The following is a 16443-nucleotide window of genomic DNA, read 5'->3' on the forward strand; positions in this document are numbered from 1 at the left end:
GGACGCGTACAAGTAACGAGGGCTCGGACTGAACATGGCAAACACTCCGAAAAAGGTCAAAGACCCCACAGAAGATGCGCTTTCTGCAATCCAGGAAGCCCTGAACATCAGCGACACGGCCGCGGACACCAGCCGCAACGCCTCGATGCGCAGCGAAACGTCGCCCCCGGTCGCGCCACCGGCTCCCCCGATATTCGACGAACCGAGCTTCGACGCGCGCCCTGCCGCGAACGAACGCGCGATGTTCGACCAGATCGAGGAGCCGCGCTCCTCGCGCCGCGCCGCCAATGACGACCGTGCGACCATCGGCCAGCTCTTGCAGACGTTGCAGACGGGACGCCCGACCCGCAACATCTATACCGGCGCGACAATCTTCACGGTCATCTGGCTGGCGGCCTGCGCCGCGCTGACGGTCGGCTTCCTGCCTTCGATCCAGGCGGCGATGGGCCAGAGCGGCGGCGTGTTGGCCATTGCCGGCCTGGTCACGATGTTCTTCGCGCCGATCATGCTGTTCTTCTTCCTGGCGAGCCTCGTCTGGCGCGGCCAGCAAATGAGCTCGGTCGCGCAGGCGATGGCCCAGGTTGCGATCCGCTTCTCCGAGCCGGAAGGCTCGGCTTCGGATTCGATGGTCACCGTCGGCCAGGCCATACGCCGCGAGGTTGCGGCGATGGGCGACGGCATCGAGCGCGCCATCGCGCGCGCCGGCGAGCTCGAGACGCTGGTCGCCAACGAAGTCGCGGCGCTCGAACGCGCCTATTCCGACAACGAAGTGCGCATCCGCGCCCTGCTCCAGGACATCGCACATCAGCGCGACAATCTGGTCGGCCAGGCCGAGCAGGTCCGCAGCGCCATCTCCGGCGTGCAGATCGATTTGCGCCATGATATCGCGCTGATTTCGGACGCGATTGCCTCGCGCGTCGACGAGGTCGCCAAGTCCATCACCGGCGCGCTCGAAGAGCGCGGCGCCCACATCACCGGTGCGCTCAGCAACGCCGGCGACAACATGATCCTCGCGCTCGGCGAGCGCGGCGGCGACCTGCTCGACCGGCTCGAGGAGGCCAGCAACGAGACCACGCGCGCCGTGCTCGACGCCAGCGAGCGGCTGACCACCAGCCTCAATTTCAAGACCGGCCACGTTCACGACGAGTTCGTCGACCTCGCCGACCGCGTCCACGAAATGCTGAACGAGCGCATCGACCGCATCACCGGCGAGTTCGAGCAGCGCTCCGCCGCGATCGTCGACGGCATCTCCGAGCGTACCGAGCAGGTGCACGACAGCCTGAAGAATTCGTCCGACTCGCTGCTGCTCGAGCTCGAGCTGCGCTCCAACGACCTCTCCGCCAAGATCGACGACGCCGGCAACCGCCTCGCCGGCCAGATCATGACCTCCGGCGACAAGGCGAGCGAAGCGCTCGACGCCACCGTCAACACCCTGGTCGCCAAGGTCGTCAGCCAGACCGAGACCGCGCACGACTCGCTGTCGCTCCAGATGAGCGCCTTCGATGAGCTGGTGAAGAACCAGGGCACCGAGCTGGTCGAGAAGTTCGCCCGCGACTCCGGCACGCTGGGCGCATTGATCACCCGCCACATCTCCGAGTTCGACCGCACCGTGAAGACCTTCGGCGGCGAGATCGTCGATCGGATGGGCCAGCGCACCCAGGATATCCATGAGTCGCTGAAGACCTATGTCGACAATTTCGACACCCGCTTCACCTCTAACGGCGGCGCCATCACGGCGGTGCTCGACCAGCGCCTGGTACAGTTCGAGACCACGATCGGCGAGCGCGTCAGCAACCTCGACACCTCGCTGAACGGCAAGATCTCCAGCCTCGACTCGACGATCGATGGTCACATCAAGACCTTCGACGAGCAGCTCGTCGGCCGCGTCGCCGCGCTCGAACAGTCGTTCGATACCCGCGCGAAGTCGGTCACCGAGACCATCGACGGACGGCTCAACACACTCGCCTCGTCGCTGACCGACGGTGCCGCGCAGGCGATCCAGTCGATCGACTCCCGCCTCAACCACCTCACGAGCTCGCTGACCGATGGCGCATCGCAGACCATCCAGACGATCGACACGCGCCTTACGCATCTGACGACCACCCTCACCGGCGGCGCGTCGCAGGCGCTCGAATCCATCGACACGCGTCTCACCTACCTGACCACCGCGGTGACGAACGGCGCCTCGCAGGCCGTGCAGTCGATCGATACCCGCCTCACGCTCCTGACCTCGACGCTCACGGACGGCACCGCGCAGGCGATCGAGGCAGTCGACCGCCGCATCACCGGCGTCACCGAGATCATCGACGGCCGCAGCATGCACCTGACCGACACGGTCACGGCGCGCTTCCAGGACATCCAGCAGGCCATCGAGACCAAGGTCGGCTCGGTCGCCAGCGACATCGACGTGCGCGTGGCGCAGTTCGAGGACCTGCTCGGCTCGCGCGTCGAGGCCGTCGCCGGCCGCATCGAGAGCAGCGGACGCCAGGCCAGCGAGGACATGATGTCCCGCGCCGAGATGATCTCCACCGCGATCCGCTCGCATGTCGAGGACGCCGAGCGCTCGCTCACCAACCTCGTGGTCAACACCAGCGAGACCATCCAGACCGGTGCGCGCACCGCGCAGCAGTCCCTGATGACGGTTTCCTCCGACGTCAACGCCCAGCTCAAGATGACCTCCGCCGAGGTCGAGCGCGCGCTGACCGCCGTCGGCACCGGTGCCGCGAACTCGATCCTGACCAGCGCCCGCGAAGCGCAGTCCACGCTGGTCGCCGCGTCGGGCGATGCCTCCAACCAGATCAAGGGGCTCGCGGCCGACGTCGAACGCACGCTGTCGTCGGCAGGGTCGGCGACCGCCGCCTCGATCCTGGCCGGTGCCCGCGAGGTGCAGACCACGCTCGTCACGGCGTCCTCGGATGCGGCCAACCACGTCAAGACCCTCACCGCCGACGTGCAGCGCTCGCTGTCGATGGCCGGCTCCGCCACGGCGGAATCGATCACCGCCGGCGCCCGCGATGCGCAGAGCGCGCTGATCGCGGCCTCGAGCGAGACCGCCAACCAGATCAAGGCGCTGTCCTCCGACGTGCAGCGCTCGCTCTCGATGGCCGGCACCGCGACGGCCGAGACCATCATGACCGGCGCCCGCGAAGCCCAGAGCACGCTCGTCAACGCGTCCTCGGATGCGGCGAGCCAGGTGAAGTCCCTCGCCGCCGAAGTGCATCGGTCGCTCTCGCAGGTCGGCCAGTCGACCGCCGAGACGATCACGACCAGCGCCCGCGATGCCCAGAGCACCCTGCTGGCGGTCTCCGCCGAACAGACCGGCCAGGTTCGTTCGCTGGCGGCCGAGATGCAGCGCGCGCTGGCGACCGCCGGCGGCGCCACCATCGAAGCGCTCACCAGCGGCGTACGCGAGGCCCAGGGCACGCTGATCTCCGCCTCGACGGACGCAGCAGGCCAGATCAAGTCGCTGACCACGGACATCGAGCGCACGCTGACCTCGGTCGGCGCCGACACCGCCTCGACCATCCTCAACAGCGCGCGTGAGGCACAGACCTCGCTGGTCTCGACCTCGGCGGATGCCGCAAGCCAGATCCGCACAATCTCGAGCGAGATCGAGCGTACGCTGAGCACGGCCACCGCGAACGCGACCAACGACATCCAGACCAGCGCGCTCAACGCCCAGAACGCCTTGATCAACGCCTCCAACGAGGCGAGCTCGCGGGTCAAGTCGAGTTCGGCGGACGTCGAGCGCTCGGTGCTTGCCGCCAGCAGCAGCTTCGGCCAGGCCATGACCGGCAAGACCGACGAGATCGTCACCTACGTGCAGCAGCAGTCCGACCGTCTCGCCAACATGATCGACGCCAAGCGCGGCTCGCTCGTGGACGCGATCGGCTCCAAGACCAGCCAGCTCACGCTCGATATCGACCGCGTCACGTCCGACGCGCTGAAGTCGATCGAGACGCGCGGCCATGCGTTCTCGCAGACCATGATGGGCAACGGCTCCGAGGTGGCGCGAACCATCAACTCGGCGAGCGAGATGGCGACGGGTGCCGTCAACAAGTCGCTCAAGGACCTCGAGCAGGCCTCGCGCGCGGCGATCGACCAGTCGCGCCAGGTCTCGATCGCGGCCGTCACCGAGATGCAGGAGACCAGCAAGATCCTGCGCACCGACACGGTCGCCCTATTCGAGCGCCTACGCGAAGGCAACATCCTGCTCCAGGAGGTGCTGACCGGTGCGCACGACAACCTCAACTCGCTCGAGCGGGCGCTGGTGACGCGCGTCGCCGACTTCGTCTCGGCGATGAACGACGTCACTTCGCGCAACGGCGCTGCGACGCAGAACCTGGAAGACCAGCTCAACGTCTTCAACAGCAAGACCACGCGGGCGCTCCAGGATCTCGGCGAGCTCTCGACCCAGTTCGACGCGCACGGCAAGGCACTCGTCGAGGCCGCGCAGGTCGTCGAGCAGAGCAACAAGAACACCACCGCCTCGCTCGCCGAACGCAAGGAGGCGCTGGAATCGCTCGTCACCACGATCGACCTGCGCACCGCCGATCTCGACCAGCGCCTGTCGCGCTTCACCGGCCTGCTCGATGAATCGCTGGCGGCCGCCGAAGAGCGCGCCCGCGACATCGCCCGCGTCGTCGCGGAGACCGCCGGCGCCGGTTCCGCCGCGATCACCCGCCAGTTCGAGGCGGTGCGGTCGGCCTCCGAAGAGGAGCACCGCCAGACCGTCGAGGCCATGCACGACATCTACCGCCAGACCACCGACGAGGCGGATGCGATGTTCAAGCAGTCGACCGAGAAGTTCACCAACCTCGTCTCCAGCATGAAGCAGATGGCGTTCGAGATGCACAATGAGCTCGAAGCCACCCGCAACGAGCTGCGCCGCGGCGTGCTCGAGATGCCGCAGGAGGCCGCCGAGAGCACTGCGCAGATGCGCAAGGTGATCGTCGACCAGATCGAGGCCCTCGCCGAGCTCAACCGCATCGTGGCCCAGCACGGCCGCGGCCTCGACGTCTCCACGACCGGCCGCGCCAGCGTGCAGCGCCAGGAAGAGCCGATGCTGGCGGCCGTCGGCGCGCGCAGCACCGAGACGCGCATGCGCGAGAGCGCCAGCGCCTCGACGCTGCCGCCGCCGGACCTCGGCATGCCCGCGTCCTCGCGCCGCACCGAAGCGCCGCCGGTCGCGCCGGCCGGCAACGACCAGGGCCGCGACGGCTGGCTGTCGGACCTCTTGAGCCGCACGGACGCCAACCAGGGTGCGCCGACCGGACGTGAGCCCCAGCGCGGCCGCCAGGCTGCACCGGCGCCGCAGCCGCAGGTTCCGCAAGGTGGCGGCAATCCGCTGGAATCCTTGTCGCTCGACATCGGCCGGCTGATGGACCGTAACCTCGCGTCTGAGATGTGGGACCGCTACCAGCGCGGCGAGAACAAGGCCTTCACCAAGCGCCTCTACACGCCCGCCGGCCAGAAGGCCTTTGACGAGGTCGCCCGCAAGTATCGCTCCGACCGCAACTTCAAGGCCACGGTCGACCGCTATGTCGCCGAGTTCGAACGCCTGCTCGACGAAGTCGCCCGCGACGGCCGCGGCCCGCAGGAGCTGCGCAATCACCTGATCTCGGAGACGGGCCTGGTGTATACGCTGCTCGCTCACGCAGCGGGCCGGTTGGGGTGAGCGGCCCGCTCGCAAATGACGAACAAGGAAACGGAGGCCTCGCGGCCTCCGTTTTTGTTTTGGGTGTCATTAGGAACGAAGCGATCGACAAACATTCGGTGTCGTCCTGGCGAAAGCCAGGACCCATACCGCGAGGTCTGTCGATTGCCGCCGGTGGAAGTACCGAACGACTGCTCTTCGCCAAACTCCTCCTTGGGGTAATGGGTCCTGGCTTTCGCCAGGACGACGCCGGAGAAGCACGAGGCGATCCCCCTACTGCCGCCGGCGCTCCGGCGCGGCGGGTTTCGGCGGCTCGGGCGGCGGTGGCGGCGCGGCCGCCGGCGCGCTGTTGCTGGCGCCGAACAGGACGCGGGTCGGGTTGCGGTCGAAATTGTTGACGGCGCGGCTGATGTCGCCGAGCGTACGGCGGCCGTCGGTCATCAATGCGCCGGAGCGCTTGTCGAAATCGTCGGCCAGTTCGCGGATCGACTTCACCGCCTGGAACAGCTCGCCGCCGTCCTTGCCGCCGGCGAGCGTGTTGAGGCCGAGCATGAGACTGTCGGCCTTGAGCATGACGCCGTCGACCTTGGCCATCACGCCGTCGATCTTCTCGGAGTTGCGGGCGAGCGAGTTGGTGAAAGTCTCGAGATTCTTCAGCGAGTTCTTCACCGACTCCTGATTGTCGGCGACGATCTTGTTGATGTTCTGGAGCGTGCCGCGGATCGCCTCGGTGACGTCCTGGAGCTTGTTGGGATCGGCCGTCAGCGTGGGGATGCCGTCCTCGTCGAGCGGCGGCGACGGCGCGGCCTCCTCGCCGCCCTTGAGCGAGATCGCGGCGACGCCGGTCAGGCCCTGGAATTCGAGGCCGACCAGGGTGTCCTTGCGGATCGGGGCGTTGTTCTCGACCATGGCGAGTGCGACAACCCGCCGCGGGTTGTCCAGCTTCACCGAGACCACCTCGCCCACCCGGATACCGTTGAAATTGACGCTGCCGCCGTTGCGCAGGCCCGCGGCCGGGCCCTCGAACACGACGCGCAGGGGGCTGCGCTGCTTGGTGGTGTGCAACGACTGAAACCACAGGACGAAGCCGATCGCGGCGGCGATCACCGCCAGCGTGAACGACCCGATCAGCACATAATTTGCGCGCGTTTCCATCAGCTACTCCGGCACCTCAGCCCATCACCGCGCGAGCGCGCTTGCCATGGAAATATTGCCTCAGCCAGGGATGCTGCGAGGCCTGCATGTCGGCGATCGACCCCGCCGCAATGATCTTACCGTTGCCTAAAACGGCGATGCGGTCACATGCTGTGTAAAGGCTATCGAGATCGTGGGTTACCATGAAAACGGTCAGCCCCAAAGTACGCTGCAGGGTCCTGACCAGTTCGTCGAAATCGCCGGCGCCGATCGGGTCCAGGCCCGAGGTCGGTTCGTCCAGGAAGACGAGATCTGGGTCGAGCGACAGCGCGCGCGCCAGCGCGACGCGCTTGATCATGCCGCCCGAGAGTTCCGACGGAAAGCGATCGGCGACTTCGGGCTTGAGACCCACCATGGTGAGCTTGGCGATGGTGATCTCGTCCATCAGCCGCTGCGACACCCGCAGATATTCGCGCATGGGAAACTGGATGTTCTGCCGCACCGTGAGCGAGGAGAACAGCGCGCCCTGCTGAAACAGCACGCCCCAGCGCCGCTCCACGTTGCGACGCTGCGACGTATTGGAAGCATCCAGGTCGACGCCGAACACCTCGATGCTCCCCGCGACCTTCGGCACGAGGCCGATGATGGTGCGTGTCAGCACGGACTTGCCCGCGCCGGAAGGACCGACGAAGCCAAGGATCTCGCCGCGCTTGACGTCGAGGTCGAGCCCGTCGAGCACGCGCGTCGCGCCGAACTGCACGGTGATGTCTCGGACGCGGATGATGGGGTTCTGGATCTCGCCTGCCATCGTCACATCCCGATCGCGGCGAAGAAGATGGCGAATACGCCGTCCATGACGATGACGAAAAAGATTCCTTTCACGACAGATGACGTCGTGTGCTGCCCGAGCGATTCCGCGCTGCCCTGCACCGCGAGCCCCTCGACGCAGGCGACGATGCCGATCACCGCGGCCATGACAGGCGCCTTGACGATTCCAACGATGAAATGGTCGATCGAGATAGCGTCGCGCAACCGCAGCAGGAAAGCCTCCGGCTGCACGCCGCCATAGAGCCAGGCGACGAGACCGCCGCCATAGAGCGCGGCCATGGCGCCGAGGAAGGCCAGGATCGGCAGCGCCAGCACCAGCGCGAGCATGCGCGGCAGCACCAGCACCTCGATCGGGTCGAAACCCATGGTGCGCAGCGCGTCGATCTCCTCGCGCATCTTCATCGAGCCGAGTTCGGCGGTGTAGGCGCTGCCCGAGCGGCCCGCGACCATGATCGCGACCAGCAGCACGCCGATCTCGCGCAGGACCAGCACGCCGAGCATGTCGACGACGAACAGGTCGGCGCCGAACCTGCGGAAGTGGAAGATACCCTGCTGGGCGATGATGCAGCCGATCAGGAAGGTGATCAGCACGACGATCGGCACCGCGCGCCAGCAGACCTGCTCCAGATGATGCACGGTCGAGGTCAGGCGGAACGAGCGCGGATGAATCAGGGTGCGCGCGACCGCCGCGAGCACCGCGCCGAGCATGTCGATCAGGCCTGCGACGGTGCCGGCAACACCGGCCACGGCCCGGCCGATCTGCTCCAGCATGCCGGTGATGGTGATCGTGCTGGTGTCGATGACCGGCGTCGCCCTGACCCGCCGCACCTCGTCCACGAGGCTCGAATAATTGGCGGAGAGGCCGGCGATCTGCGCCTCGACGGCGCCCTGCGTCAGGCTGCGGCGCAGCCGCTCGATCAGCCAGGCGCCAAAGGTGTCGAGCTTGGCGACCTCGGACACGTCGATGAAGATGCTTTGCGAGGTGCCGGCGAGCTTCTCGGCGTCAGCCACCATCCGCTCCAGGACCGGCGCGAAGCTCGCGGTCCAGGTTCCGGTGGCGCAGAGTGCCAGCGCATTGCCCTTCGCAATCCGTTCCAGCTTCGGATCGCCGTTCAAGATGTCCGCTCCCGTGCCGGGGCGCGAGAAACGGTTGAAATCAGATGGTTGCGCACGCGCCCTTACCCGGAGAAGGTATCCCCAACTGGTTAACCTTAGTTGCTAGAGGTAACCAGCAGGTTCAGATTTCGCCAGAGTTCAAAATGACTTCCAGCAAAGTTCCTGCCCTCGCCGCGCGAATCGAGCGCTTTCCCATCGCGGGCAGTTTCACCATCAGCCGGGGCGCCAAGACCGAGGCCGTCACCGTCGTGGCCGAGGTCAGCCGGGACGCCCTGACGGGCCGCGGCGAATGCGTGCCCTATCCCCGCTATGGCGACACACCCGAGGCGACCCTTGCCGCCATCCAGGCCATGCGGGAGGCCGTGGCCGGCGGCCTCACCCGCCAGGCCCTGCAAGCCGCCATGCCGCCCGGAGCGGCCCGCAATGCCCTGGATTGTGCCCTGATTGATCTGGAAGCCAAGGCGGCGGGCTTGCGGGCCTGGAGCCTGCTCGACCGCCCGTCGCCGGGCGAGCGCACCACGGCCTACACGATCTCGCTGGGCACGCCCGAGGCCATGGCGGCGGCGACTGCCAAAGCGGCGCACCGGCCGCTGCTCAAGATCAAGCTCGGCGGCGACGGCGATCCGGAGCGGATCGCGGCGGTACGCAAGGCCGCTCCCGAATCCGAATTGATCGTGGATGCCAACGAGGCCTGGACCGAGGCCAATCTGGAGCACAATCTTGCCGCCTGCGAGGCCGTCGGCGTCACCCTGGTCGAGCAGCCGCTGCCGGCCGGAAAGGACGACGCGCTGGCCCGGATCAAGCGGCCACTGGTGGTCTGCGCCGACGAAAGCGTGCACGACCGCTCTTCGCTGGCGTCGCTCCGCGAGCGCTACGATGCCGTGAACATCAAGCTCGACAAGACCGGTGGCCTCACCGAGGCGCTGGCGATGGCCGATGCCGCGCAGGCGCTCGGCTTCGAGATCATGATCGGCTGCATGGTCGCAACCTCGCTGTCGATGGCGCCGGCGATGCTGGTGACGCCGCAGGCGCGCTTCGTCGATCTCGACGGCCCGCTGCTGCTGACGCGCGACCGCGATCACGCCCTGCGTTACGATGACAGCCTGGTCTATCCGCCGGACTCGTCGCTCTGGGGATGAGCTTTCAGCCGGTGCCGCGCCGACCAGATCAGAAGCGCACCCACACCGGCCATCGCCGCCATGACGTAATACAGGCCGTCACCGATGCGGGCGTAGATCGCGCCTGACGCGATCGAGGTGGTCGCACCTAACAGCCCGTTGCATGCGGCGTAATAGCCCTGCCCCCGCGCGATCTGATGCGACGGCACGCGCTGCACCAGCAGACTCATCGTGCCGAGGATCGTCATCCCGAAGGTCAGGCCGTGGCCGAGCTGCACGACCGCGAGCAGCGCGAGCGGCGGATCGTGCGCGGTGACGACCCAGCGCACGACCGCGCTCGCGCCCCCGATCGCCATGAGCGAGGACGGGTGCAGCGAGAAGCGCGGCGACAACGCGAACACGACGATCTCGGCGATCACTCCTAACGTCCAGAGCCCTGCGATCGTCAGCCCGCCGAGGCCGTGGGCCTGCCAGTTGATGGCCGAGAACGTGTAGTACGCGACGTGACTGCCCTGGATCAGCGCGGCCGAAACGATAATGGCCCAGAAGCCGGCATCGCGCAGCAGCGCCTTGCTGGCGTGCGCCACCGTCGTCCTTCGCCTGACATCGTCGAGCGGCTGCAGCAGCATGCCGGCGGCGACCGCAACCACGGCCCAGGCGACGATGACCCAGATCAGATCGCGCGCCGCAATGTGGTCCACCAGATAGCCGCAGGCGAGCGAGCCGGCCGCGAAGGCTGCCGAGCCCCACAGCCGCACCGGCCCGTAGTCGAGCCCGTAGCGGGCGACGCCACGCAGCGCATAGGCGTCGGTCAGCGGCATGGTCGGCGTCCACATCATGCAGGTCAGCGCATAGATCAGGAACAGCGCCAGCGGCTGCTGCTGCAAGCCGACCGCCGTGAACCCGATCGCCGTCGCCAGCACGGACACCATCATGCCGGCGCGAATCGCATGTCGCTTTTCGGCAAAGGCCGTGATCTGCGGCAGCGTGGTGAAGCGCGTGATCGCCGGCAGCGCGTTGATGAGGCCGATCCAGGCCGCGTCGATGCCGATGGCCTTCAGCCAGACCGGAAAGAACGGCAGATGCGTTCCCGACACCGCGAACACCGCCGAATAGAACAGCGCGAGGCTCACGGCGAATCGCCGCTTCCGAGCTGCTGCGATGGGGATTTGTGATTCGGGCGCCATCAAACCAATTGCGATTCGGTCGATATCGTGATGATCGTTACTGTAACGCGCGGTGATTTGCGCGACGAGATTGACATGGCCAACGAAGCATTCGCCCTCTCGCCTATGTCTGCCCGCGCGGCCGAGCCGAACGAGCAGGATTACGACGCGATCCGCGAAGCCTTCCTGGAGACCGCGCGCGGCCGCTGGTTCCTCGGCGAATACGCCAAGCGCAACCGCAACGCCGACACCCGCATGGTGCTCGATGCTGTCGCGAAAATCGAAGAAACCCTTGCGGCACAGCGCCAGCCCGTCGTCGAGGACCGCCTCCCCGAGGCGCTGGTCGCGATCCGGCACGCGATCCGCGAAGCCGAGACGATCGCAATTGCGGCGTTCGATCCCGGGGCGATCGAGGCCAGCCTCGCGCCGATCCCGCGCGGCCTGCGCATCATCAAGGAGATCTCCTGGCGCTGGCGTGAGATCGGCGCGGACGGGCGAATCTGCGACCTGATTGATTCGCAGCTCGCCTCCATCGAGGCGGCTTGCGCGCAGGTTTCGACTATCGACCCCCGCGCCGACCTCAAGGCCGCATTCGATCTGCTCAAGGACCGGATCGACCAGACCGACGCTGACGCAACGCCGCAGGCCGCGCCCTCCTCGCCGGCTCCGGTACAGGACGCACCGTCGCCCGTTGCGGAAGCTCCGCTGGCGGAGGCCGCGCCTGCTGCGATGGCCAGCGAAGTAGCCGTGGCTTTTACGGAGGCGCCGCAGGACATCGCAGAGGCGATCGAGCCCGAAACCACCATGGAAGCGGCCGACGTCGTCGCCGAGGCCTTGTCCGTTGCGGAACAGGCGATGGACGCCGCCCTGGAGCCGGAGACCCTCGCGGAGAGCCGGGCCGCGCCTGAAGCCGCCGCTTTTGCAGAGCCGTCCGCTGAGCCCGCCGCCTTTGCCGAGGTGACGGACGAATTTTCGCTCGACGCCGCCGCCGAAGCCGAGGACGAAGCCATACTCGAGGCCATCGCGTTGGAGATGGCCGCGCCCGATCCGGAATTCGACGAGATCATCGAGCCCGTGGAGATGGAAGCGACCGTTCCGGATCCGGTGGTTGCGGAGGCCGCAGCGCCCATCGCAGCCGAGATACCGGAGCCGATCGCACCGGAGCCGGCCGCACCGGAGCCAGTCGCCGCCGCAGCGGTCGTGGAGGAGCCCGTCGAGGAAGCGCCGATCGCGATAGAATCGCTGGCGCGCCTCACCAACGCCATTGCGGAAGCCGCCGCCGAAGTGATGGAGCAGCCGGCGCCCGTCATGGCAGCATCCGCGACATTCGGCGCGGCTCAGGCCGCGACACTGCCGATACCCTCGCCGGTTCCTGAAGCCTCGCTCGGCGCCACCATCCTCGCCAGCGGCATCCTGCAAAAGCCCCGCGCCGCCGCTAACGATCCCATGGCGCCCATTCGCCGCATGACCCAGGCCGAGAAGATCGCGTTCTTCTCGTAAGGGGATGCATCCCGGTCTCGTGTCCCGGACGCGCTGCAACGCCCTTAGCGTTGCTGCGCAGAGCGGGGACCCAGCAAGCAACGAATTCCTGTGCAGCATGGGCCCCGGCTCTGCAGCGCACCGTCGAAGAGACGCTGCGCTGCAGAGCCGGGGCACGAGAGCGGAGTAAGGAAAAACACTCTCTCCTCAACGTCATTGCGAGCGTAGCGCGCTACGTCGCAGTGACGGATGCTCAGCCCATCATCCGCAATTCCACACTGCCCCGATCGGCGTCCGCGTCCAGCACGGGCCAAAACTACCGCCATTGTAGCGGCCGCCGCCGAAGCCGGGCCGGCCGAAATAGCGCCACTCACCGTCCCAGCCGTAATATTGCGGAACTGGATCGATGTACCAATGGCGCCGGTCGCTGGGCGACATCCGCCGCATCGCTTCCTTCTGCTTGTAGAGCGGGATGCTGTTGCTCAGCGGCTGGCGATAGCCCGGCAGGAAGCCGTAGCCATGCCAGGCTTGCTTGGGACGCTTTTGGATCGAAGCAGCCGGCGCGACGGCCGGCAGCAGCGATAGGACGATAGCGACAGATAGACACATAAGGCGCGACATGGACCGACCATAAACAGTCGGATGCCGGCAGGCCATTCAAATTCGAGGGGCGATGTAACAAAGCCCATCGCGAAACCGAAGAGATCGGGAACGGAAATCCATCACCGAGGGTCAAGGAAACATGATTGGCGAAGTGATTGTCATTGGCGATCTGCAATTGCGTAACGGCGCCTCTGTCGACGAACACGACCGGCTCGGCGCGCGCATGTACGACATCGTCAGCCGTCTTCCCGGCTTTGTGTCGGTCAAGTCGTTCAAGGCCGACGACGGCGAGGAGCTCACCGTGTTCCGTTTTGCCTCGGAGCAAGCGCTCGAGGCCTGGCGCACCCATCCCGAACATGTCGAGACGATGAAGCGGGGACATGCCGAATTCTATGCCAGCGGCTTCCTGCAGATCTGCAAGGTGATCCGCGAAGTTGGACCATTCGCGCACGCGTGACGCGGTCTCACATCGTTCGATCGTGCGCTGCTAGCTGATCACGCCCTTCCTGATCAGGAAGCATCCATAGCCCCTGCTGTCGCCGACCTGCACGACGCCAAAGCCCGCCGCCGCCGCGCGGTAAAAATCCGGCCGGGAGAGCTTTCCGGGCGTGACGGGCCGGCAGGCGGCGCGTTCGATCTCGGCGAGCACCGCGCGCTGCACGTCGGGGACGCGGTCGGGATCGTCGACCGGCATCATCACGCGTACCGGATCGGGATCGAAATCGTCGAGCGGGTAGACCGACATGATGGCGCGAATCGCGGTCTCCATGCTCATGCCCGGCAACTGGATCAGGCGCTGCGAATTCGTGCTCTGCGCGATGCGTGCCGCGGGGTGATTGGCATCGACGAAAGCGAGGTCGTCGCCATGGCCCATGGAAGCCAGCAGCCAGAGCAGGTCGGGCGTGAGGATCGGATCGATCGATTTCAGCATGTGACGGACTGTCCTCCCATGGGGCGCCCACCTTGGCAGGTTCCAAGCGTGATTCAGATCACGCAGCCTACCATGGTGATGGGGATCACGGACCTCAAACTCGAACGCGGCCAAGCTCCGCGGCAACCAATCTCGTATCGAGATCAGTGCCAAAGGAGCACGCCATGTTCCGCCTAAGACCTTTCCTGATGACGGCTAGCCTGCTGGGAAGCCTGTTCGGCTTTGCCTGCGGCCCAGTTTCCGCGCAAGTCGCCCCGGTCGAGCCGGCCCCCACCGCGCTGCAAGGCCCGGAACAGCGGGTAGCGCTGGTGATCGGCAATTCGAACTACCAGAACGCGCCGCAGCTCGCCAATCCGGACAACGACGCGGAGTCCATGGCGAAGTTCCTGAACTCCGCCGGCTTCGAAGTGGTCGCCGCGACCGACCTCACCCAGAACGACATGCTCCGCGTGGTGCAGGACTTCTCCGCCAAAGTGTCGGCGCGCGGTCCGAACACCGTGGCGATGGTCTACTACGCCGGTCACGGCGTGCAGCTCGCCGGCGAGAACTACCTCGTTCCCGTCGACGCCAAGGTCTCGAGCCAGACCGAGCTCGTCAACAACTCCGTCCGCCTGGTCGACGTGATGTCGACGCTGGAGACGATCCCGAGCCGGATGCGGATCGTCATCCTCGACGCCTGCCGCAACAACCCGTTCCCGAACGTCAACGACGCCGGCCGCGGCTTGGCCATCGTCGATGCCCCGAACGGTTCGATCGTCGGTTACTCGACCGCACCGGGCGCGGAAGCGCAGGACGGCACCGGCGGTCACAGCCCCTATACGCAGGCCTTCCTGAACGTCGCGCGCGAGCCCAACGTGCCGATCGAGCAGCTGTTCAAGCGCGTGCGCCTCGAAGTGAACCAGACCACCAGCGGCGCGCAGATCCCGTGGGAGAGCTCGTCGCTGACGTCGGACTTCACCTTCTTCGGCGACACCGCCGTTGCCGCCAACCGCGCGCCGGTGAATGCGCCTGTGGTGCAGATGGCCTCCAACCTGCCGAGCCGCTCGACGCGCCAGGCCTATGACTACGTGGTGTCGGAAGCTCGGCCCGAGTACTATCAGGAGTTCATCCAGATGTATCCGCACGACCCGCTGTGCGATCACGTCCGCTGGCTGCTCAACAACCTGCTGCTCACGCAGGCCTGGCACAAGGCGGTGCTCGCGAACTCGCCGCTCGGCTACAAGAACTTCTACGACAGCTACGGCAACACGCCCTATGCGCAGGTCGCGCTGAAGCTCCAGATGCAGCCGAAGCAGATTCCCTTGATGCAGGCGACCAAGTTCCTGGCGCCGCAGAATATCGCCCCGACTTTCAAGATCGGCAATCTCGGCCAGCCCAAATACATGCCGCTGCAGCAGGCTAATGGCGGCGCGCAATTGAACGGAAACTTGCCGATCGTGCAGAAGTCGGGCGACAACAACGGCATCGGCAAGCTCGGCAATGGCGGCCAGATCGTCAAGCTGCCGGCGGGCAACAACCAGCCCAACCCGCAGAACGGCACGCCGTCGCAGACCCCGGGCAAGATCGTGACCCTGCCCGCGCCGACCAACACCACCAACAACAATGGCGGCATCGGCAAGATCGTGACGCTGCCTGCGACCAATAAGACGCCAAATGGCACTGCCAACGGCACAACCAGTGGCAATCCTGGCAAGATCGTGAGCATGCCGGTGAATGTCGGCAAGGGCGGCACGACCATCGATACGAAGCCCGTCAACGTTCAGACCCAGAACAACCCGATCCGCATCAACAACGGCGTGAAGATCAGCAACAACCCGGTGAACAAGCTGCAGGTGCAGAACAACGACCGCCCGCAGTTCAACACGAACAACCGGATCGTCAACAATGGCAACAACAACTTCCGCCAGTCGATGAACCAGAGCCAGGGTGGCAACAGCGGCAACAACCACCGCGGCGGCTTCATGCACTGATGATGCAAAGAAGAAGGTGCGCTCCCTCCCCCGCTTGCGGGGGAGGGTTGGGGAGAGGGTGCTTCCACAAACGAGGATCCCCCGAGAGGAAAGAGCCCCCACCCGGCGCTTCGCGCCGACCTCCCCCGCAAGCGGGAGAGGTTGCACCGAGCAAAGCGGCGAGTTCGAACCCACATGCGACAAATAAAGAAGGGGCAGAGCGGTGACGCTCTGCCCCTTTTCGCATTGGGGAATAGATATGATCAGCATTGGCGCGCTCTGAGCGCGCGCCTCGTCCTTCGAGACGACCGCTTCGCGGTCTCCTCAGGCTGAGGCTAATCAGCATCGGGGCCGATTGAAACTGCTGCCGCGCACGCCTTCCTCATCCTGAGAGGGTGAGAATCTTTCGTCTAAACGGGCATTTGCCATAGCCGCTTTGCTATGATTCGATGACGGGGCGAAG

The 16443-nt window shown here is 66.2% G+C and carries 11 protein-coding genes; 5 read left to right on the forward strand and 6 right to left on the reverse strand.

Features of this window, described 5'->3' with window-relative positions:
• The first annotated feature begins 34 nt into the window (after positions 1 to 34).
• Complete coding sequence (locus AC0L2F_RS33235; RefSeq protein ID WP_473251257.1) at positions 35 to 5677, forward strand: apolipoprotein A-IV repeat region-like domain-containing protein; 5643 nt, start codon at positions 35 to 37, stop codon at positions 5675 to 5677.
• Positions 5678 to 5929: 252 nt separating this feature from the next.
• Here AC0L2F_RS33235 and AC0L2F_RS33240 read toward each other — a convergent pair whose 3' ends face one another.
• The 3 genes from AC0L2F_RS33240 to AC0L2F_RS33250 are packed head-to-tail and all read right to left on the reverse strand — an operon-like array spanning position 5930 to position 8734.
• Positions 5930 to 6811, reverse strand: coding sequence for an MlaD family protein (locus tag AC0L2F_RS33240; RefSeq protein WP_473251258.1), 882 nt, complete (start codon positions 6809 to 6811; stop codon positions 5930 to 5932).
• A gap of 16 nt (positions 6812 to 6827) precedes the next feature.
• Positions 6828 to 7598, reverse strand: coding sequence for an ABC transporter ATP-binding protein (locus AC0L2F_RS33245; RefSeq protein ID WP_007612400.1), 771 nt, complete (start codon positions 7596 to 7598; stop codon positions 6828 to 6830).
• A 2-nt stretch (positions 7599 to 7600) separates the two neighbouring features.
• Positions 7601 to 8734, reverse strand: a complete 1134-nt coding sequence (locus tag AC0L2F_RS33250; protein WP_063995686.1) for an MlaE family ABC transporter permease — start codon at positions 8732 to 8734, stop codon at positions 7601 to 7603.
• A 143-nt stretch (positions 8735 to 8877) separates the two neighbouring features.
• On the opposite strand from AC0L2F_RS33250, the gene dgcA reads away from it, so the two are divergent.
• Complete coding sequence (gene dgcA / locus AC0L2F_RS33255) at positions 8878 to 9873, forward strand: N-acetyl-D-Glu racemase DgcA (RefSeq protein WP_473251259.1); 996 nt, start codon at positions 8878 to 8880, stop codon at positions 9871 to 9873.
• Here dgcA and AC0L2F_RS33260 read toward each other — a convergent pair.
• Positions 9843 to 11039: an MFS transporter gene (locus AC0L2F_RS33260; protein WP_473251260.1), complete on the reverse strand. Its 1197-nt coding sequence runs from the start codon at positions 11037 to 11039 to the stop codon at positions 9843 to 9845. The two genes, dgcA and AC0L2F_RS33260, sit on opposite strands and share 31 nt — an antisense overlap.
• Before the next feature lie 75 nt (positions 11040 to 11114).
• On the opposite strand from AC0L2F_RS33260, the gene AC0L2F_RS33265 reads away from it, so the two are divergent.
• Entirely contained in the window at positions 11115 to 12518 is a 1404-nt protein-coding gene (locus AC0L2F_RS33265; protein WP_473251261.1) for a hypothetical protein, read from the forward strand.
• Between the two features lie 240 nt (positions 12519 to 12758).
• On the opposite strand, the gene AC0L2F_RS33270 is transcribed toward AC0L2F_RS33265, so the two are convergent.
• Positions 12759 to 13118, reverse strand: coding sequence for a hypothetical protein (locus tag AC0L2F_RS33270; RefSeq protein ID WP_007612410.1), 360 nt, complete (start codon positions 13116 to 13118; stop codon positions 12759 to 12761).
• 121 nt (positions 13119 to 13239) lie between these two features.
• On the opposite strand from AC0L2F_RS33270, the gene AC0L2F_RS33275 reads away from it, so the two are divergent.
• The gene (locus tag AC0L2F_RS33275) at positions 13240 to 13557 is read left to right on the forward strand and encodes an antibiotic biosynthesis monooxygenase family protein (RefSeq protein WP_473251262.1); all 318 of its coding nucleotides are present in this window, start codon (positions 13240 to 13242) and stop codon (positions 13555 to 13557) included.
• 30 nt (positions 13558 to 13587) lie between these two features.
• On the opposite strand, the gene AC0L2F_RS33280 is transcribed toward AC0L2F_RS33275, so the two are convergent.
• Positions 13588 to 14031, reverse strand: a complete 444-nt coding sequence (locus AC0L2F_RS33280; protein ID WP_473251263.1) for an RbsD/FucU family protein — start codon at positions 14029 to 14031, stop codon at positions 13588 to 13590.
• Positions 14032 to 14195: 164 nt separating this feature from the next.
• On the opposite strand from AC0L2F_RS33280, the gene AC0L2F_RS33285 reads away from it, so the two are divergent.
• Positions 14196 to 16001, forward strand: a complete 1806-nt coding sequence (locus tag AC0L2F_RS33285) for a caspase family protein (RefSeq protein ID WP_473251264.1) — start codon at positions 14196 to 14198, stop codon at positions 15999 to 16001.
• The last annotated feature ends 442 nt before the right edge of the window (positions 16002 to 16443 follow it).

It is taken from the genome of Bradyrhizobium sp. Ken64 (assembly GCF_055807555.1).